Genomic DNA, 21179 nt, shown 5'->3' on the forward strand with positions numbered 1-21179 from the left:
GGCACCTCCGGTGCCCGCGCCCCTGCCCGCACGCACGCACCCACGCACCCACGCACCCACACGATGACGACGCCGGCGCGGGCCGGCCGCACGAATCCCGTCCCATCCACCGTCGCCACCGTGGGTGACCCACCCACCCACGACCATGCCGGCCTCAGCGCGCGACGCGCGTCGGCATCGGCGTCGAGCCGATGGTGCCGGTTCCTGACTCACCCGAGTTGTTGACTCGGACAGCACGAGGATGCGTGGCCGGCTTCGATCCTTTCACACGTTGCGCGGACGCAGGAAGCGGCTTGCCACCGAACCGCGCGTACCGGCCGACGCTCCGGCTAGCGATCGAGCGCTGCGGGACCCCGCCCGAGTTCCTCGGCCGCCGCTCGATACTTCGCCGCCTGTTCCCCGGCGCCGACGCGTGCGCCGAGGGCCGCCGCGTTCTCGAGGCACACGCGAAATCCACCCGCGGTCACGGCGTCGGCAAAGATCCCGGGCGGCGCATCGTCGAGTGCGCTGAGCGCCAGTGAGAGCCACCGCCACCCGCCAGGAGCATCGCCGGCCGCGGCGATGGTACGCGCTTCCGCACACACCGCGTCCAGGCTTCGCTCCGTCGGTACGTTTGTCTGGTATCCGAGCACGTCACGCAGTGCAACGAGTGCGCCGGCCGCGTCGCCGCGCAGAACCATCAGCTGCGCATCGAGCAGGTAATCTCCGGTTGCGCTGAGGTTGCGCACGATCTCTGGCACGACCGTGGGAAACGAAAGGGTAGCCGCAAAGCCCGGACCCTCGACGAGCCAGTTGCCCGTCGCTCCCCCATCCACCCGACCGTGCTCCTCGACCAGGCGACGGATCAGCGTCGTGATGGTGTCCGCGGGCTCCTGCAGTGCCGAGTACATGATCAACAAGTCCGTATCGCGATCGAGCGGTCGCGGGGTGCGCGCGCGAATCCACTGATCCGCCTCCGATACGCGGCCCCTCAGCAGTGCCAGGCTCGCGAGAATCGCCCGATCGACGGACTGGATGGGCGCGAAGCGCTCGAGCAAGGAGTCGGACAGGGCACGCGCGTAAGGCAGTCGCGTGCCGTCGCTGACACCACGCTTGATGAGCATTCTCACCTGAGCCGCACCGGTCACCAGCTGCTGGCTGGGCGACAACGCGGCTTTGCGGGCTGCCCTGATGCTCTCGAACATGCGTTCGTCGCGCTGCATCTCGAAGGCAATCGATCGGGCGAGGAGCGCATCGCTGCTCGACGGATACGCGGCGACCCACGACGCCGTCAGGCTGTCGAACATGCGCCGCTGCCATGACACGGCCTGTCCGTGCGTCCGGGGAAGAATGTCTGAACGGCCGCGTCGCAACGTTTCGCTCGGGATGGCCACCAGGTATAGCGAGTCGCGCGCCATGGCCGGCACGCCGGCGTAGCGGCGCCCAGAGGCGTCACGACCTTCGACGATGGCGTTCATGGAGGTCAGCATGAACCGGCGAACCAACTCGAACGACCGATTGCCGAGGGCCGGGTTCGCGGGCACCAGCTCGAGGGCCCGTCGGTAGGCATCCAGCGCGGCGTGATGGCTCGCTCGAAAGCGCGGGCGGCTGGTCTCGCCAATGACCAGCCGGTCGCTGCGCAGGCACCATGCGTAGCCCAACCACGCTTCGTATGCGCCCGACAGGCTGTCGGCCAGGTGTCGCCAGATCGGACACGCGCGCACGACGTCGGAGCGCGCCTGGAGCAGAAGTGGCCTGAGATATGCTATGTCTCGGCGACTGAGCCGCTTCGGAAACTGCTGCGCGCGCGTGAGAAGGAATGACCACTCGGGCAATGGCCTGTCGGACCACGATCGTACCTGGGCGAGCCTGAGCGCGGCGCCCGCGAGGCCCGGGTCATGGGTCAGGGCCAGCGCGAACATGGAGTCCGCGGTGGTGACATCCAGCGTCTCCAACGCGGCAATGCCGGCGGCGTACGCGAGCCCGGTGGGGTAGGACGTGATGCCAGCGCCGCGCGCGGACTCGGCGAGGAGGAGTTGCGCGACCATCCTGGACGGAAGGCTGTCATCGATGGCGCTGGACGTTGCGATGAGCGGCTGCTCGATATAGCGCACCAGTCGCGGCGGACGAACCTGCCAGAGGCGCGCGATGACCCTGGCGCCGTCATGCAGGGAGTCGACCTCCCCTGTCACGACGAGATCCGCGCGAAGTCGTCGGCCCAGTTCCTGGATGCCGCCATCCGGGATGGCGAGCTGACCGGCCACTGTCCCGCCGACGACGTCGAGCCCCTGCCAGGCGTACAGGGCATCGCGAATCCGTGCTTCGATGTTGGGAGCGACACTCGCGCCGCGACGTTCGAAGCGCGTGACCGCAACACGCGTCGTGGGCGCGGCAGCGACCGAAGGCTCCGAACGCGGTCGTGCTGCGCGCGCCATGAGGACGATGCCCACCAACGCACCAATGCTCGCCACGGCCGCGATCCGTGGCGCGGTGACCCACGGTCGCGGACTCCGCGCACCGAGGGTATTGCTGACGGCCCGAAAGGCGTCGCGGGCGTCTGCCGCCGTGGCCCACCGATGCGCAGGATCGAGATGGAGACATTTCTCCACGGCCTCGCTCAGCGCGCTCGCGACATCGCCTCGGCGACTGCGCACCGTCGGCAGGTTCCCCTCGAGCCGCTTGAGCAGTGAGCCCGGGCCGGTCGCCTTGCCGTACGGCAGCTCACCGGTAAGCGCCTCGAAGAGCGCGACCCCGAGGCTGTACAAATCGCTCCGTCCATCGAGGTGGCGCCCGCCGGCGAGTTGCTCAGGGCTCGCGTAGGCCGCGGTGCCCGGCGGCCCCATGCTGGAGCGCGTGGGTCGATCGTCTCCTGTCAGTTCTGTCCAACGTGCCACGCCAAAATCCGCCAACCACGCGTTGCCGGCCAGGTCGAACATGATGTTGCTTGGCTTGACGTCGCGATGGACGATGTGTCGGCTGTGCGCATAGTCGAGTGCGTCGCACATCTCGCTGGCCATGCGCGCGGCGACGCGCACGTCGAGCCGTCCGGCGCGCATGCGCCTGGCGAGCGTTTCTCCCTCGACGTACGGCATGACGAGGTATGGGCGCCCGTTCCATACTCCCGTGTCGAACATCGGCACGATGTGCGGGTGCCGGAGGTTCGCCATGACGCGAACCTCCTGGGAGAAACGCACCCGCGCGTCCGACGTGGTGCTGTCGTCGCGAAGCACCTTGACGGCGACCAGGCGCTCGGCGGCCACCTCTCCGGCGGCCTCCTTGGCCAGGTAGACCGTGGCGAAGCCGCCGGAGCCCAACTCCCGCAGGATCTCGTACTTGCCCCCGATCCAATGCGCTTCGGATGCGCTCATCGCCCCCCCTGTCGGTCGTGGGGGAATAACCTACGCCAACCGGGACGCCCAGGCGACGCCCAGCTCGAATGGCTAGAGCTCTGGAGTACAGCACCCGTACGGACATCGCAGCCACAGCCCTTCGTCCATGGGATCCCATGCGAAACGCGTGACCCACTCGCCGCTGGAGGAGTGCGCGCACGCCGCGACCACCGTGGTCGGGTCGTGCCTGAAGCGTGCCCACGTTCGAACGCCGTTGTTGTGAGGGCAAGGCGTGACGCCCGTGGTGAGCGGGCACGTCTGGTTCGCGGCGGCTCCGTCCACGCACATCTGCACGATGTTCTCGCCGAGCCTCCATCCCCGAGCCAGGTACTTGGCGGGGGGATTCACGTTCCCTTCGACCACGAGCGCGGCGACATCGAGGAACGATCCGGGAGCGTTCTTGAAGTCCTCCATCTGGGTTCGCTTGAGCGGGTGGATGCGCGCGAACACGCCCGAGGGTCGGAGTTGCGTTTGTCCGCTGGCGTCCACATAGGTGTCCGCCAGCATCTGCCGATCGTACCAGCCCTTCATCTTCCTCGTCTTCTTGACCTCATTGTCGGTGCTGTTGTGCGAGCCAGGCGGTTCGGAGTCGGCGCTGTTGCGTTCCTTGAGTTCGCACCAGAACGCGCCGCAGCGCACCCCGATCTGCTGCTTGTTCCCTGCCCACTCGAATCGCACGGCCCACGGGAGCTCGGCGGCGGTGAGCACGTTGTCAAAGTCACCGGGCGGCACGCGTCGGGCCGAAAGCTCCACTGCACCCGGCGAGCCCGCGGCCGCCTGCGACGTCATGCTGGCGTCGTCATTGCATCGCTTGCCAGGCTTTGGGGGCATCGTGTAGGCGACCGGGCCGGTGGTCGTCAATCCGAAGTACATGCAGAAGGCGTCGCCAATGAATCCAAGCGGCGGATAGTTGAGGGTTGCGCGCACGCTCGACGCGGAGGCAATCCAATACACCTTCCCGACATTTGTTGTGTAGGTCGCCTCGGGCCACTTTTTGTCGCTCTGGAAGAGGAGGATTTCCGGGCCATAGGTATTGCCCGCTGGCATGACCATCCGTTGGTGGTCGCCGTTCACCACCGCCGGATCAGCTCCGAACGCCGCGAGCACAAGATTCGCGCGCTGAAGGGGTCCGTAGCCTTTCCGAGCCAGGTTCTCCTGCACGGCGCGGCGCATCCTGCGAAGCGCCTCCTCACTTGCGCCGAGTCCTCTGACGTCTTCGGCGGTAAGCGGGGTCAGGTTGGTCGCCTCCTCGACGGCGTGCAGCCGTGGGTCATTGGCATACTCCACCGCCACCGCGACGTCGATCTCCATCTCGGGATCGAGCGCAAACGCCTCGAGGTGCGTCAACGCCTCCGGCTGCGGTGCAGCGGCAGCGGTGGCCGCAGCCGAATCGACCGCCGCCTCCTGGCCTCCGCAGGCAACCACCAGAGCCACCAACCCGCTGCTGCAAAGTCGCACGCTCGCTCGCATGACCACGCCTCCAGGTATCGAGAGACCCACGCTGATTGCCGAACCGCACTCGCGGACGTGCACCGTCAGCTGCACGATGCACGCCCGCCCCCTCCCAACCCCGTGCCTACGGCAGGATGATGTCCGTCGTGCCGAAGTCCTGACACACCTGCTGCTGCCCCGGGTCGACGTAGCAGAGGAACCCATCCGTCGATCGCCGGGAGTACCACCGGATGTTGCCCGCCACGTCGATGGCTTGTACCTGCAACACCCACTGCCCACGTGCCGCCAGGGACGAGAACGTGATCGTGCATTGCCACGTGCCGTTCGTCGGCGTGCCGCTGAAACGCGCCGGGAAGCACTCCTGGAACTGCGTGGTCTGCGTGCTCCAGTACTGCACCCGGAGGAAGTTCACGCCAGACAGATTGTCGATGACTCCAAGCGTGGTCGTTACATCCGGCCCGTTGCTCGCGATGTTTACCGTCTGCAGGTCAGGCGGCCGGGCATCGCCGGTGCTTGTGACCACGACTGTGGGTGAGGGAATGCAGTTCCCACCCGGATTGCACAGCTGCCCGTTGCCGTTGTCGCGGAAGTCCGAAGCACCCGACCACCCACCGTTGCCCGCGCGATCCGGCACCCGCAACAGCTGGAGCTTCCACACACCGGCCTCGGCCTGTGCCGGAATCAGGACCGGGCACTCCCAGAATCCATTCAGGCTGCTCCCCGATGTCATGGTACACGTCACGAACTGGAAGCCCGGCGTCTGACCACTCGGCCCAAGCAGCACGAAACCGAAGAAGTCGAACGGCACAAAGTTGCCCAGCCCCGCCAGGTTGTCCGTCGCCAGGAAACCAAACTGGACGATGCGCGCGCCCGCCGCGGCGTCCACGCTCACGCTCGGCGCAAACATGCGGGGCTGCACGTCGAGACTGACCGCGAGCGACGACACGACCGGTGGCGCCACGTCGTCGGGCGCACTGTTGATCGTGATGCGGGGCACGCTGGCCACGCAGTCCGGCGGTGCAGAGCCCGTGGTACACAAGCCGTTCTGCGTGTTGCCGTAGATCACGCTGTTGCGGACCTTGTCGTGCAGCCACACGATCTGCGGCACCCACAGCCCGCTCTCCGCATAGCGCGGCACCGTGCTCTGGCAGACCCACTCGCCGTTCGTGTCGCTCCCCGAGGTCGGAGGCGCGCCCGTGAAGCAGGGGAACCGCAGCTGACGCCCCGTGGGGCTCACCCATCGGATGTCGATGAACGACACCCCCGCGATGTCGTCGGTGAGCGAGACGCGCATCGTGAGCGCCGCGTCCGCAGACGACGCCGACAGCGTCACCGCGTTGCCATACGTGCCCGTCACCGGATCCAGCACCTCCAGCGCGCGTACCCTGGGCGGCAGCACGTCCTGCGGCGTCTGCGGGTTGCGCGGAATGATCACGTACACGCTGAACCCGTTCACCTCGGCCGACACCGTGTGATTGACCACGTCCACCCGGCCGGCGTTCTGCTGCACATAGGCGCCGTTCACCAGCTTGTGAATGCGCAGGTCCGCCTCATTCACGTTAGGCGGCAGCTGTGCCGGATCGTACGGAATCGTCATCGTCGCCGGCAGCATGAAGCTCAGCCCGTCCGGCGCAAAGTCCCACCCGGTGCCCGGCACCAGCGGGAGGTGCGCCGGCGGCAAGTTCGTCGCCGGGGCGGCCGTGATGAACACGTCACTCCGCACAGCGCCTGGCGGCACGACGAGCGAGATGCCGCTCGTCAGGGTTACCGTTCCCCCCTGGATGCCCACGCGACCACCCGTGCCCTGCGCGATCGCAAACTTGATCGGCAATGGCGCCCCCAGCGGCAATCGCACTTGCCCTGATCGATCCGGTTCCTCTCGCGGGCCAAGCACGTTGACGTCGGCGTATCCCAGCTCTCCGCCGCTCGCGAGCACGCGTACCCGGTACGTCTTCGCCGGATCGAGGCCGTCGCTCTGCGTGATCCACACCGCGCGGTAAAAGGTGTTCTCCACGAGCGCGAGACGCTCGCGCGAGTCGCTCGTCGACGTGATGCGGCGAACGAGCGGCAACACGCACGCCGTGCCGTTCCACTCGCAGATCTCGACCGCGAGCAGGTCGAGGACGGTGGCATCAGGCCGGATGCCCACTGGCGGCGTGGCCGCGATCGGCGGGTAGAAATGGAACCCGCTGATGGCCGCCGGCCCAACCGACATGGGTGCCGACACGGCCGCCTCGATGCCGGTTGGGATTGGCGGTCGGACCGGCTGCTCGACCTCGGTACACCCCCACAGCACGGCCGCCGCCACGGCGCCTGCCGCCATGTGAACCTTCGACATGTACTCCTCCTCGGTTGTGCGCGTGCTGAGCTGATGCGCGAGGAGGGCCGGGCCTTTCACCGTCGGCCGGTCAGGTCCGGGGTCGGCTGAAGGGATCCACTGCCGACAGACGCCCTTACGCGCCACCACGCGGCGGCCACAGGGTGGCCACAGCATCGCGCATCGCCCGCATGCTCGAGAACCGATCCGCTGGATGGCGCGAGAGCGCCCTGTCCACCAGCGCCTCCAGGTCGGGCGGTACGGTCTCGCGGAACACGCCAAGCCGAGGCGGGGCGAGCCGCAACTTGTCGAGGCCGGGCGCGCCGTCGCGCCCGAACGGCAGGCGTCCGGCGATCAGCTCGAACAGGATGGTCCCGAGGGCGTACACGTCGCCGACCACGTTGGGCGGTCCGCCGCTCACCTGCTCCGGGCTTTGGTAGTTCGGCGATCCGAGCGAGAGCACCGTGGACCGATCTTCCCGCACGACCGCGTGTCTCAGCGCCTCGACGAAGCCAAACCCGCCAAGCATGATCGACTCACCGGACAGGGCAATGTGCTTGGGCCTGAGGTCGCCATGCACGCACCCGCCCTCGTGCGCATGGGCAATGGCATCGGCCAGCGACGTGATGATGCGCAGCGCCCGGTCGATCGGCACGGCGCCGCCCTGGCGCAACGCATCACGCAGTCGCGGGCGCCCGTGTGCCGCGCACACCACCACGAACCCCTCTGCGGAGGCTCGCCATGTGAGCGTGGGAACGATCGCGGGATGGGAGAGCTTTGCGGCGTGCGCGAAGGCGCGGTCGAAGGCCGCCGGCGTAAGGGCCGCGGCCACCCTGGGTTGCAGCAGGTGCGCCTCGCGTGTCGAGCCGTCAGTCGCCATGAGCCGGTAGGTCGCGGCCAGGGTCCCATCTTCCACCAGGTCCACGACTCGATACGATGCACCAAGGAGCGACCCGACCAGTCGCCGGCGCCTGGCCTCAACGTCGCCGGGCTCAGTGTGAACGGCCAACTCACCCGCAGGCCCCCCCGGTGTCCGGACCACGCCTGACGAGTCCGCAGACGCCCGGAGCCGCTCGATTCCCACGAGCACCGCGGGGTCGACGCTGCCGATCTGCGCCCGGGCCAGCTTCACGTGCAGTTCGGCGATGCGCAGCCCTTCGACAAGCTCGCCAGCCTCGAGGTGCGACGACAGCAGCTCAACGACGGCGCGCGCCCGCAACGGATCCTTTGCCACCACCTCGCGCCACCGCGCGGCGGCGGCGCGATGGTCACCTTGCTCTGTTGCCCGGCGAGCGAGGCGCTCCATGGCGTCCAACACACGTCCGGACAACCGTTGCCGCACCGACGAGAGCTGCTGCTCCAGCTCACGGGACCCGCCGATGCGCAGTCCCTCGGCGAACTCCCCTCGATGCATCGCCGCCGCACGCTCCAGATGCCCGACTTCCAGCGCACGCTCGAACTCGTCCACGTCACACACCAGGACACCGGCGCCCCAGCGTACCGTCGGCCCTGCAGCGAACAGCCGCTTCTCTCCAAGGTCGCGTCGCGCGCGGCTCAGCAGCTCATCCAGCGAATGCCGAGCCGCCGCGTCGTCGCTGTCGGGCCAGAGCCACGCGGCCAGGCGATCGCGCGTGACACCCCGTGTGCCCGCGGCGCCCAGCAGGGCGAGCAGGGCACCGCGTTGCCAACCGCGTTCAGGCCAATCGAGCAAGACCCCGTCGCGAAGCAAGGCCAGGGGTCCGAGCAGGTTCAGTCGAAGCATGCAGGAATTGGATCGCGACGGGGCTCCCGGCGCCAGCCCGCACGCATTGAGGAAACGTTGAGGAGGCGTTGAGCCCGGGTCGACATGCTTGCGGCGACCTCCGATCGGGTTACCGCCATGCCGTCCGCCTGCCTCCACACCGTTGCCCACCCCGCGCCTTCGCCCGCACTCGACCACGCCGTCGCCGTCCTCCAGGTCATGAATGACCCCGCCGGGCTCCTCACCACTCAGGAGCAGCGGGCCGTCGCCATGATCTTCATGAGCTATCGCGACATGATGCACGTCGCCGCGCGACGGGTGCTCGCCTGCCCGGCCGATGCTGAAGACGTGGTGCACGAGATCTTTGCTCGCCTTCCGCAACTCATCCGCGGCTATCGTCATCGCGGTCTTGGCGGCTGGCTCCGCCGGGTTGCCGTCACCCACGCGCTCATGGTGGTGCGACGCCGGCGCACGCACGATGCGCTGCTTGGCGAGATCGTCGATGCCCTCGGTTCAGACCCCAGGGAGGTGGACGACGAGGCCCTGCGCGCCGCCATGGTGATGCTGCCCGTGGCCCTGCGCGAAGTCGTGGTGCTGCGCTTCTTCCTGCAGCTGCCGCATGCCGACATCGCCGAGCTGTTGGAGCTGACGGTGACGGCGTCGGAGCTGAGGGTGCATCGGGCGGTGCGTCGGCTTCGCGATCTCGTGGTCACGCCCGTCGCGCCGAAGCCGCCACGCCAAGCGGCATGAGGCAACGGCATGCCGATGCCGACCGCGCGGGGGTCCTCGCAGGGATTCGCTCAGGCCTCGGCTGGCCCTTGCGCCGATTCGCGGCGCAGCACCTCGCGCCACTGATCCCCGAGATCGAGTTCGGCGACCCACGTGAATGGCACGTTCGCTCGCGATCCCATGGCTCGACGGTGACGCATCCACAAGGTTGGGGTCATAGCGATCGCGTACGCCGACAGCGCACGTGTCAGACGTTCGGCGAGCTGGCCGGTGCGCACGCCGGGCACACCAGCTCGATGCGCACGCGGGCCGGATTCTTTCATGATCGCGGACATGAGCACGGCGCGATGGATCCGGAGGTCCACCGCGCCGTGTCGCCCGCATTGGCGCCGGCGTCAACGGAGCCGCTCGCTTCGGGTAATCAGATAGCGATTGGCGCGACCACCCAGGTTCTGCACCTCCAGCTTGTACCGCCCGGTGCCCGGCGTTTCGAGCAGGCACATATCGGTCGCGTCGACGTCGGAGTCGACGAGTACCCCATCCTGGCCGTACACCCAGCAATCGAGATCAGACGTGCCGTTGCCGCGCACACGCAGCCAGTTGTCGCTGGCACCGATGCGGACATGGTGCTCCCGGATGCCATAGCCGGCGATGGACTGCGCCGGAACATCGGCGGGTGCCGCGGCCGAGGTGACGAAGAGGGCTGCCCCGCCGAATCCGGCGAGGAGAATGAGCGAGTTGACTGCGCTGGACATGGTGACCTCCGGGATGGGCGCCATGCAGAAGATGTGCGGCCCATTCCCGCTCTTTCATGCGTTCGCGCTACATCTCCGGCGTGCAGCACCCATACGGGCATCGAAGCAAGCCTTCTTCTCATGTACTCCACGATCCTCATGTCCCCCCAGTTCTGCTTCCCATGGATCGCGCGTCGCAGCGCATGCTCCCCCACGTCACCTTGAGCGAACACCCTCGGTCGACGTGCCGGATTCGCAAGACTCAGGAGCACCCGGCGGGGGAGAACCTGGCGCCCCACTGAGGCGCGGGCGAGTTCCTGAAGCGCTGCGGCGGCGTAGGGCATGACGCCCGTCTGACGCCTGACGCGATTCTGGTGCAGCTTCCTGCCCTCCTCTCGCTGCACCGATCCAATAGATGTGGCTACGCACCCTCGGCTCCGCCGAGATCGCTCCTGACGCCGAGGCGCCCCCTGCCCTGGGCGCCGGCAAACCCGTCGCGCTCCTCACCTACCTCGCCGCATCCGGCCGCACCGCGACGCGCAGCGTTCTCCAGTCCCTCCTGTGGGCCGACCTCGAACCCGACGCCGCGCGACACGCGCTGCGCCAGGCGCTCTGGTACCTGCGCCGCAAACTCGGGCCCGACATCGTCGCCGCCGACAGCGAAACGGTCACGCTTGGCCCCCACGTCCGCGTCGATCGCGACGCGCTCCTCGCGGCCTCGGCCGCGGGCGATCACGACCTGGTCGCCGAGCGGTACACCGGACCGTTTGTCCCGGGGTTCGCTGCCCCAGGTGGCGCCGGGTTCGAAGAATGGGCCGCGCTCGAGCGACGCCGCCTGCTCGAAGTCTTTCGCCACGCCGTCGAGCTGATCGTCTCGGCGCGCGTGGCCTCGGGGCGTGCGCGCGATGCGATCGATCTGGCCAAACGCCTCCGCGACTACGACCTCTACAACGAAAATGGCTGGCGGCTGCTCCTCGACGCCTGCGCGTCGGCCGCTGACCTGCTCACCGCCAAGAAGGAAGCCGAAGCGCTCCAGCAGCTCGCCGAGCAGGACGACCTCGAACTCGAGCCGGCGACCCGCGCCGCGATCCGCCACGCGCGCGCCGCCTCGACCACCAACGGCGCCGCGGTCAACGCGGACGAGCCGGCGCCGCAGGTGCCCGTGGGCTCGCTGGTCGGGCGTGAAGAGCACTTTGCTTCGCTCCTCTACGCCTGGGATCGCGCGCGCGCCGGCGCGACGGTGCGCATTCATCTCACAGCGCGACCCGGCATCGGCAAGACCCGCCTCCTCACCGACTTCGCCGCGCGCATCCGCGCCCTCCGTGCCAAGGTCGTCACCGCGGGCGGGCGTATCGGAGCCCGCGACATCCCGTGCGCCGCCGCCGGCGACCTCAGCGAGGGACTCGCGGCACTGGCCGGACGTCAGTCGATCTCCGCCGAGTCGGCCGCCACGCTCGTTGCGCTCAATCCCGCGCTCTCCACCTGGTTCGAACGTCCCGCGCGGCACGCAGACTCCAACGACGCGCTGCGTTCGCGAACGCTCGCGCTCCGCGAACTGGTACGCTCGGCGACGTTCGAACATCCGGTCGCCATTCTCCTCGACGACCTGCACTGGTGGGACGAGGAGTCCAGCACACTGCTCGCTGCCGTGATCGACGGGTTGGGTGACGCCCGACTCCTCCTCGTATCCACGGGACGGCCCGAAGCCAGACGCGCCCCGCTCGTGAGTGGACCCGCCACGCAGCACCTGATGCTGGAGTCACTCACCGCCAGCCAGATCGAGGAACTCTTCCTGAGTATCGCCCGCGCGCCGGCAGAACCGTGGGCCGTCACGTTCCCCGCCGAGCTGTGGCGCGCGTCGCGCGGCTCCCCGCTGCTGGCGCTCGAGATGCTGCAGTTGCTGGAGCAGCGGCAACTGCTCAGGCGGGAACTGGGCGCATGGGTATCATCCCGGCCCGAGGCGCTGGCTGCCGAGCTTGCGACGAGTGATGTCCTGCAGGCGCGGCTCGAAGAGCTCGACCGCGGCGATCGATGGATCCTCCTGCTCCTGGCCACCGCGGGGACACCGCTCGACCTCGGTGACCTCACGGTCGCCTCGGAGCGGCCAGGCGCTGAAGTTGAGGAGCGCCTGATGGGGCTCGACGCGCGCGGGCTCGTGATCCGCACCGGGACGTTGGCAAGCGTGGCGCACGACGAGATCGGCGACGAGGTGCTGCGCCATGCGGGGCACGAGGCGACGGCACGTGCCGCATTGCGGCTCGGCACCGTGCTCGCCAGCGAGGCCGGCTTCAACGAGAACCGGGCGCGACGCGCCGGGCAGCTGCTACGCACCGCGGGCCCCGACGTGCAGGCCGAACTGGTGCATCGCTTCGCCGCGCACCGCTATGCAGCCGGAGATCGTCGCGCGCCGGCCGGAATTGCCCGCGAGCTGTTCGGCGGTCAGCTGTCCGCGACGGATGAAGCCGCCGTCTCGCGCCGGCTGCCGTGGACGTGGCGACTCGGCCTCGTGTCCGCGGCCCGGCGCCGTGTCGCCCTGCTCGCCGCAGGCGCCGTGGCGGCCTTTGGTATCGCGCGAGGCATGTTGCCATCCGCCGCAGCACCGCCGGACGCCGTGCTCGGCATCGCGGTTGTCGACACCTCGGGGAATCTCTCGTTCTTCCAGGCGGAGATTCGCGACGACGCATGGCTTCCCAACACGCCGATCACCACGACTCGGTGGCCCGACGTGGCTGGCTATGAGCTCAGCTCCGGCAGTCCGCGCACCCTCACGTGGGACCCTGTCCGCGCGGTGCTATACACGGCCGAGGCATCCGAGGAGGGCACCATCGACCTGTTCGCGCGTCAGGGCGCGCGAGCACCGGTGCGGCTCGCTGGTGCGCCGGGGGACGACGGGATGCCATCCCTCTCACCCGACGGCACCAGGCTCGCTTTCAGCACGGCGCGGTGGGACACGCTGAGCCGTTATGACATCGCCGTGTACCGCTTTGCCGACAGCAGTGTGACGCAGCTGACTTCCGGGTTGGCGACCGACGCGGCGCCCGTGTGGGCACGCGACGGCGAACGCATTGCCTTCAGCCGCAACAACTGGCTCGTGCAGCCTAACGAGTTGTGTGTCGTGGCAGAGCGCACGCGGGCGACCAGCTGCACGCCGCTCGACTCAGGGCACTGGGCATACGTCCAGGGTTGGCTCGATGACGATCGCGTGCTCTATGTGGAGTTCTCGCGCGGCAGTCAGGAGCTTCGCGTGCTGCAGGTGTCGACCGGCGCCCGTGAAACGATGTTCGCCGGACCCGCCTCGTCGTTCGCGACCCCGAGCCCCGACGGCCGGTGGGCCTTCTGCATCTGTCCGTTTCGGCCGGGCCGCGAACCCGAACCCATCCTCTTCCCGATCTCCGCACCCTACCTCGCGCGCCGGGTGGTGCTGTCGGCGGATGTCACGGGCTTGCCGCGCGCATTCTGGATCAGCTCGCGCTCGAACGCCGCCGTCGCACGCGTGACGATCCACCGCGGCCTCGATTCGCTCCCTGTTGGCGTCGCCAGCCAGCTCCTCGCCACCGTCGAGGACGGACGCGGCAATGACCTGCGCGACCACGCGCAGATCCGATGGTGGGTGCGGGACACGAGCGCGGCCCGTATCGATCCGACGACTGGAGTCCTCACTCCGCTGCCGGGCGCAGGGCGCGTGATAGTCCACGCCTCAGTAGGGCGCAGTGCTTCGGACTCCATCGTGATCGACACCTATTCCCCCGACGTGACAGTTCGCCTCGACGAGTCGTGGCTCGATCCCTCTCTCGCGGAGTGGATCCCCTATGGCAAGCCCGAGCCGCGCATCGTGACCTCGCGCGGACGGCGCGCGTTCCTCAACAACGGCGAAGGATCGTTCACCAGCGGCGCGGTCACCCGTCGCTCGTTCGATGGGCGCCACGGTCTCACCGTGGACGCCGAAATCTCCGCCCTCGTGAACAAACCCCAGTGGCAAACCCTTGGGCTGATGCTGCGCGAGCAGCTCGATACCACCCGCGTCCGTCGATCGCTCGGCCACAACGTGGATCCGGACATCGGGGGGCTTGCGACGTGCGGTGTGGGGTTCCCCGGCGAAGACCAGGTGGTCGACGGCAAAGTGATCTCCATGAATCACTCCGGCGGCTCGTACTCCATCGCAGCAACGCCGTCATGGCTGGACGGCACGTGGCACTCGATCCGAGTGCAGCTCTTCCCTGACGGACGCTGTGGCCTGGCGCTGGACGGCCGACCGATCGTGGTGCTCCCGGCCGGGCGTCGCGTGAGCGCGAGCTATCGATTGAACCTGCTGGGAAACTCCCGCTGGACGGAGATGCTCATCGGACGCGTGGTGGTTCGCGAGGGCGTCGCCACGGACATGGACTGGTCGCGGCGCAGGGGCTGATGCGCGCGGTCGGGGTACCACATGCCGCGTGCGACAGTCCCCTTCCCGCGTACCCGACGCGGCGCTACCCTACACCCCCGCACCCACAACCCAGTCCTATGTCTCCACGACTCGCCATGGTCGCTCTCGCCACCCTCGCCGCATCTCCGTTCGCTGTTGAGGCCCAATCGGGTAAGTGGGTCGGCACGATCGCTCAAATGTCCGGCGGTGGCGCCGCAGACATATCGGTCGAGCCGCGCGGCGGCGACAAGTCCCGCGCGCGCATCACGTTCCGCAACGCCAAGGGCGCCATCCAGCTCGCGTGGGACATCGTCGCCGGCAGCTGCCGCGACGAAGGCGCGCCGGTCGCTCCCCAGCCCGCGTTCAACCAAATCCAGACTCAGATGGACGGCGGCGGCAGCGGCACGGCCACCATCCCAAAGCTCGAAAGCGGCAAGCGCTACTACGTCCGCGTGTTCGACCCGCAGACCGCGCCCACCGACGCTGCCGCGTTCGGCTGTGCGAACCTGAGCGAAAAGCCCTAGACCCTGCAGGACGAAAACGAAACGGGGGCGAGCCAGTCCGGCTCGCCCCCGTTCGCTTGCTACCGCCTCAGGCAGGCAACCGTCTCAGGGCGCCCCGCCAGGCAGACCAACGCCGCCGAACGTGTAGTACGGCAACCCCTGCGAAATCAGCTCGCGACCCGACACCGGCATCTGGAACGGCGTCCCGCGCACCAGCTTGCCCCAGCCGCGCGCATCGAACCAGGCCACGTCGCCCCGATACGGATACAGCTCGATCTTCTTTTCGTACTGGATCGCGTCGAGCAGGTTCCCGCAGCTGCCGTCGTCCTTGCGCGGCACGCAGTCGCGACCGGCAGGCGGACCGTTGGCGTCGGCGGCCTTGAGACCCGCAGCGACTCGGGTGGGGTTGATCAGCGCGGCCGCCTCAGTACCGCGACCCAGACGATACAACGCCTCCGCCCGCACGAACTTCATCTCGTCCATCGACAGCTCGAGGATGAAGGCTCGGGACCCGGAATCCGCAGCGGTGTTGAGATAACGCGTGCTGCGGTATGACGAGGTGAGGTGTGGGCCGTTCGTGGCGCTGCCCATGGTGCTCGACAAGCGCGTGAAGCGCGTGCCAGGGGTGGTGTTCCCTGCCGCGCCGTGGATGCGCCGGTCGGGTGTGGTGATGGTGAAGGCGGTACGCGCCGCCAGCGACGCGGCCACCCACGCCTGGTACCTGCCCGAGGTGTCCGCCGGTCCGATCAGGCGGTTGCTGATCCGCACGGTGTTCTGCGCGAACGAGTTGTTGATGTACGTGGAACCCGTGCCGGCGATGGCGGGATCGGCCTGATGACCAAAATCGCGGGTGATGGTGGAGTCCAGTCGCGCCAGCACCGCGGCCCATGGCACGGCTGCCCGCTCGGCGGCGTTCCTGGGGGCGTACACATCGGCATGCACGAGGTAGGTGTAGCAGATGCGGACGAGTTCATCTCGCGTGATGGGCCGTCCGTTGATGAACGTGGCCGGCCACGTAAAGTTGGCCGTCGCACGCGCATCGGCGATGACGTTGCGCAGCTGCGCCTTGGCTGCCGCCAGAACCTGCGCCGACGGACTCAGGTTCTTGCCTCGCTCGCCCTGCGCCGTCGCCGTGTCGGTGATGAATGCCTGGTCGAAGTACAGGCCGTGACGCAGCGTGTTGATCGCAATGATGAACTTCGCGAAGATGAGCCGCGACGGGGTATCGGCTCCGTTGGGCGTCGTCGCGTTGACGGCACCGAACTTGAGGGCGTTGCCCTTGATGCCCTGGAAACTCTCGCGCGCACCGGCAATGGACTCATACGGAGTCCAGTAGCCGCTTCGCGTCGCGCAGTTCAGGTTGTCCCGATTGTTGATCGGGATGCGCGGCTCGTTCGAGAAGTCGATGTAGGTGATGCTGGTCGAGGTGTTGTCGTCGCCCCAGATCGCCATGGGGAGCGTGGGGCAGGTGGCTCGGCTCACTTCGGTGTAGGCCTTCCACGACCCGATCAGCGCCGCCTCCGTGTTCGCCGGGTTGGAGAACACGTTGCTGATGCCAAGGCCATTGGGGTCGGTCACGTCGAGGTCGAGACAGGCCGAGAGGCTGCCTGCGAGGGCGAGCGCGGCTGCCGTGAGGCGTGCGTTGGACATGATGGCGCGCCTCATCAGAAAGTGACAGTGACCACACCCGTGAGGGTGCGGGTGAGTGGATACGTCGCGTCGTCGAAGCGCACGGTTGGGCTGCCCGCCATTACGTTGAGCCCCGAGTACCTCGTGAACGTGGCCATGTTGCGGCCAAGCAGGTCCACCTGCATACGGTCGATGCCAAGCTTCCCGAGCCACTGGTGCGACTTGGACTCGAACGTGTAGCCCACCAGCAGTTCCGAAATGCTCAGGTGGGTCGCACGCTCGACGAAGTTCGCCAGGTACAGGTTGTTGTTGTTCGACACCGCGTTGTAGTACCGCACCGACTTCTTGAGATGATCGGCTTTGCCGAACTGATCGACGTCGGGGTGGTCACCGGACGCGTAGTACGTCTGGTTGGTGTTCCCGTACACATCGCCACCAAGCTGGCCGGCGGCCTGGATGTAGAACCGCAGGTTGCGATACCTGAAGTTGTTGTTCAGGCCGAACTTCAGAGCAGGATTGCTGTCGCCGATCTTGCTGTAGTGGAGCTGCCCGTTCTCGTCGTAGCGCGGCAGCGGCAGGCCCCAGCCGTAACTCACGCCGTCGATGAGGACCTGCGTGCCCCAGAGGTTCTTGGCCACGCCGTCGCGCCAGGTGTTGCCAACGCCCACCGGTACGACGAAGCCCTCGTCGTTGATGTCGAACGCATTCATCGAGTTCGCGTGCCGCACCGGCAGGTGCGCCTTGTCGCGCACGATCTGATTGCCCCACATCTCGCTCAGGCGGATGCCGTCGCATTTGTACTGCAGCCCGTCGTCGAAGCAGGTTCGGCCGAAGTTGCCGGTGTTGAGCCGCGAGTGGTCCGCCACCAGCAGCACCGTCCATTGCAGGCCGCGGGGATTGGTAAGCACCGCCCCCTGGATCGTGCCCTCGATGACACTGCCGCCAAGCTTGGCCGGGTTGGTCACCACGAGCTGGTAACCCGAGACCGCGGGCGCCGGGATGTTCACGAACACGTCGCGGCTCAGGTTGCGAACCCAGGTGAGCGAGCCGGACACGCGCGACCGATAGGACATGTCGAGCCCGAGTTCCTGCTCGCGGGTGAACGTGGGCGAAATCTTCGGATTGCCCAGGTTGCTGCGGCGAATGCCACCGCTCCCGTCGGACGACATGGCCTCGTACTGGTACGAGAAGTTTGGGCTCACGCCCGTCACACCAAAGCTGTAGCGCAGCTTGAAGTTCGTGAAATTTTCGAACGGGAACCAATCCTCTTCGCTGAGGAGCCATGCCATCGAGGCGCGACCGAACGTGTTCCAGCGATTGGCGCGACCGAACAGCGAGTTGCCCTCACGGCGCAGCAGGAAGTCACCGATGTACTTCTCGTTGTAACTCACGCCCAGCGTGCTGATGACGCCCAGGACGCGGTAGTCGGTGATGCTCTGCGTCGAGTTCTTCGTCCGCGCCTGCGCCATCGACTTGAGGCCTTCCGTGGCGAAGTCCGTCCCCGTCGTGCTCACGCTGGGGTTGTACTCGCGCCGCTGTTCGCCGCGCTCAGACAACCGGAACGTCCATCCGCCGAGCTGCTTGGTGGCGGTCGCCGTCCCGGTCATGATGTAGCCGTCAGTGGTGTTGTTCTGGATGTTGAGGCTACCGGTGCTCGGGCTCAGTCCGCCGGTGCTGGTCACCAGCGGCGTGCCGCGAGCCGTGTAGCCGGTGAGGTTCACGTCACCACGGTCATAGTTGCCGTCGGCCGCCAGCGTGAGCCACGAGAACGGGCGGTACGCACCGTTGACGTTGATCAGCGTGCGCTGCCGGCTCGCGACGCTGTCCTTGATGAACTGCGTGTACAGCGGATTCGTGTACAGCGTGACCGAATCGGGGACGATGACGTAGGGAAAGCCGAAGGACGGGAACGGCGCTTTCTCCTTCAGATTCACGTCGGTATCGATCCGGTAGAAGTTGTTGAACGACGGCGCCGACACGTCCTGCACACCGCGCGTGTGGCTGGCCGAAATGCCGACGTTGAGCTTCTCGTTGAGCCGCGAATCGACATTCACGCGGAACGACTGACGCCGATACCCCTCGTTGTCATCCAGGACGCCGGGGTTGATCGTGCGGGTGTACGCCACGTTGTAGTTGGTCGACGCCGCGTTGCCCTGCACCGTGGCCGTCTGTGAGTTGTACGAACCCGGCTTGTAGAAGAGCGCCGCATGGTTGTACGTCTTCGACGTAAACGGCGCGTCCATGATGCCCAGCGGTTTCAGCGCGCGCTGGGAGCGCGGTACGATCTGCCCCGTGGCGTTGAGCCAGTTCCCTTGCGCATCCTGCATGAACGCGTGGTGCTGGTTCTTCTCCATCGTCACCTGGTAGCGGTCCACGCCGGCCTCGGTGCGCACCTGGAACTGGTTGGACCCCAGCGCGAGACCCTTGCCACGCTTGGTCGTGATGGCGATGACGCCGGCCGCCGCACGCGACCCATACAGCGACGCCGCCGCAGCCCCCTTGATGACCTCGATGCTCTCGATGTCCATCGACTCGATGTCTTGCGTGGTAACAGACTGCCCCTGATTCAGGAACACCCCGTCGACCACGAAGAGCGGGCTCGGAGGTGCGCCATCCTCCGTGATGCCCGAGATTGGCGTGCGAAGCAGGATGTTCACCCCCGACCCCGGCGCGCCACTCGGCCGCGTGATCGCAACACCCGCCACCTTGCCGGCAATCGCGCCGGCCGCCGACGTCGTTGGCGGCACCGGCATGTCGGCCGCGGTGAGTTTGTCGACCGTGATTGTCGACTTGGCGACCGACACCTCGTCGATGGTCCCCGAAACCGTCACCTGGTCCAGGCGCAACACGCTCGGGTTCATCATGAAGTTGATCGTCGCCACGCTGTCGGCGACGAGCCGGATGTTCTCGCGGCGCTGCGCCGAATAGCCGAGGAACTTGGCTTCGATCGAGAAGATGCCGGTGGGTGCGCTGGCGATGGCGTATCGACCGTCGTCGCCCGTCGTCGCCGTGACCGGAGTGCCCACGATGATGACGTTGACGCCGCGCAGGGGTTGTTTTGTCTCCAGATCCGTGACGAGGCCCGTGACGCGTGCGCGACGTGCCGACACGGGTGTCTGATTCGCCTGTGCCTCCAGGTCGACGGCACCAACTACGAGGAGCAGCACCAACGACGAAGCCAACCGGGAACAACCGCGGACCACAAGGGTCCGCCGAGCATACGAAACTCGGCTCATGTTCTCCTTTGGGGATGAGGGTCTGGGTGAAGCCGGCGGAATATTACGACGCCTGGAAAAATCAGCTAGATCGCTGGAAACCAAACTGTCGATCAGCCATTTTCTGCCATGCTCGTATCCAAACCATGGGTGCGCGCCCTCGTGCGCCTCGCGGTGACGGCCCCCGCCTGGTCTACGGGCGCACAGGTCACCTCTGACTCCGGCGCCGTCCGACCCGTGGACGCACTCGTCATACGAGTCGTGGATGTCGTGGGCCAGCCTATGCCACAGGTCGAAGTGTCCATCGTCGGATCCAACCGATCCGGCCGCACCGACGACCGTGGTATATGGCGAACCGTCGACCCCCCACCTGGTCCCCGGGTGGTCATGGCCCGGTCGATCGGGTACGTGCCCTATTCGCGCGAGCTGCTGATCGGCAACGGAGCCCGCGATACGATCACGCTGCTGCTCCGTCGGTTCCCCCGGACGCTCACTACCATAGAAGTCCAGGCGCGCACCCGCGTGATGACGAGCCGCGTGAACGACGTGGCCGAGCGGCTGCTCCAGATGCGGGTCGGCTCTGGCAGGTTGTTCACGCGCGAGGAGATCCTGCAGATGCGGCCGTATTCGGTCGCCGAGCTGGTATACGGCGTCCCCGGCGTGAACATCCGCCGCGGTCAGAGCGAGATCGTCGCAACCTCCACGCGCGCCGGCGTCGGCATCATGAACGTGGAGGGGCAAGCCTGTCAGCTGCAGTTCTATCTCGATAGCACGCCCATCGACAACGAAGGCGTCGTGGTCCTCGACCCCACGACGTTCCGGAGCGTCGAGGTGTACCCGCAAACCGTTCAGCTCACCGGCCTCGCGATGCGCCCCGATCGGTGCGGAGCCATCGTGATCAACTCGATGCGCCAGCGGTAGCCGACGAGGCGCTGCCAGGTCGCGCCCGCGGAGCACCCTCCGCAATCGTGCGGAAGGACGACGGCATGACCGAGTCCACTCCCCCGAGCAGGCCATGGATCGTGCGCACGATGGGAATCAGCGTCGTTCGATGGCCCCTGCCGACCTCTGCTGCCTGTGGTCGGG

Annotated in this window: 11 protein-coding genes; 4 read left to right on the plus strand and 7 right to left on the minus strand. The window is 67.4% G+C overall.

The annotated features are described in order from the left end of the window. Positions 1-329: 329 nt before the first annotated feature. The 4 genes from IT361_13790 to IT361_13805 all read right to left on the minus strand — a co-directional run bounded on the left by IT361_13790 (position 330) and on the right by IT361_13805 (position 8899). Entirely contained in the window at positions 330-3347 is a 3018-nt protein-coding gene (locus tag IT361_13790; protein ID MCC6318748.1) for a protein kinase, read from the minus strand. A 72-nt stretch (positions 3348-3419) separates the two neighbouring features. Beyond that, positions 3420-4838, minus strand: coding sequence for a hypothetical protein (locus IT361_13795; GenBank protein MCC6318749.1), 1419 nt, complete (start codon positions 4836-4838; stop codon positions 3420-3422). 106 nt (positions 4839-4944) lie between these two features. After that, positions 4945-7158 carry a hypothetical protein gene (locus IT361_13800; GenBank protein MCC6318750.1) on the minus strand — a complete coding sequence of 738 codons (2214 nt, stop codon included), beginning with the start codon at positions 7156-7158 and terminating at the stop codon, positions 4945-4947. A 115-nt stretch (positions 7159-7273) separates the two neighbouring features. Continuing rightward, a complete protein-coding gene (locus IT361_13805; protein MCC6318751.1) occupies positions 7274-8899 on the minus strand; it encodes a protein kinase in 1626 nt (541 codons plus the stop codon). 117 nt (positions 8900-9016) lie between these two features. On the opposite strand from IT361_13805, the gene IT361_13810 reads away from it, so the two are divergent. Continuing rightward, positions 9017-9628 (plus strand): sigma-70 family RNA polymerase sigma factor, encoded by a 612-nt coding sequence (locus IT361_13810; GenBank protein ID MCC6318752.1) that lies wholly within the window; start codon positions 9017-9019, stop codon positions 9626-9628. Positions 9629-10002: 374 nt separating this feature from the next. Here IT361_13810 and IT361_13815 read toward each other — a convergent pair whose 3' ends face one another. Further along, the gene (locus IT361_13815) at positions 10003-10362 is read right to left on the minus strand and encodes a hypothetical protein (protein MCC6318753.1); all 360 of its coding nucleotides are present in this window, start codon (positions 10360-10362) and stop codon (positions 10003-10005) included. A 394-nt stretch (positions 10363-10756) separates the two neighbouring features. On the opposite strand from IT361_13815, the gene IT361_13820 reads away from it, so the two are divergent. Both IT361_13820 and IT361_13825 read left to right on the plus strand, forming a co-directional pair. After that, entirely contained in the window at positions 10757-14746 is a 3990-nt protein-coding gene (locus IT361_13820; protein MCC6318754.1) for an AAA family ATPase, read from the plus strand. 116 nt (positions 14747-14862) lie between these two features. Continuing rightward, positions 14863-15270 (plus strand): hypothetical protein, encoded by a 408-nt coding sequence (locus tag IT361_13825; GenBank protein ID MCC6318755.1) that lies wholly within the window; start codon positions 14863-14865, stop codon positions 15268-15270. 84 nt (positions 15271-15354) lie between these two features. On the opposite strand, the gene IT361_13830 is transcribed toward IT361_13825, so the two are convergent. Beyond that, on the minus strand, positions 15355-16914 hold the full coding sequence (locus tag IT361_13830; protein MCC6318756.1) for a hypothetical protein: 1560 nt from the start codon (positions 16912-16914) through the stop codon (positions 15355-15357). Continuing rightward, entirely contained in the window at positions 16914-19988 is a 3075-nt protein-coding gene (locus IT361_13835) for a SusC/RagA family TonB-linked outer membrane protein (protein ID MCC6318757.1), read from the minus strand. Before IT361_13835 ends, IT361_13830 begins: the two co-directional genes overlap by 1 nt. A gap of 234 nt (positions 19989-20222) precedes the next feature. Here IT361_13835 and IT361_13840 point away from each other — a divergent pair, with 234 nt between their 5' ends. Continuing rightward, positions 20223-21014 carry a carboxypeptidase regulatory-like domain-containing protein gene (locus tag IT361_13840; protein ID MCC6318758.1) on the plus strand — a complete coding sequence of 264 codons (792 nt, stop codon included), beginning with the start codon at positions 20223-20225 and terminating at the stop codon, positions 21012-21014. The last annotated feature ends 165 nt before the right edge of the window (positions 21015-21179 follow it).

Source organism: Gemmatimonadaceae bacterium, from assembly GCA_020846935.1.
GTDB lineage: Bacteria > Gemmatimonadota > Gemmatimonadetes > Gemmatimonadales > Gemmatimonadaceae > RBC101.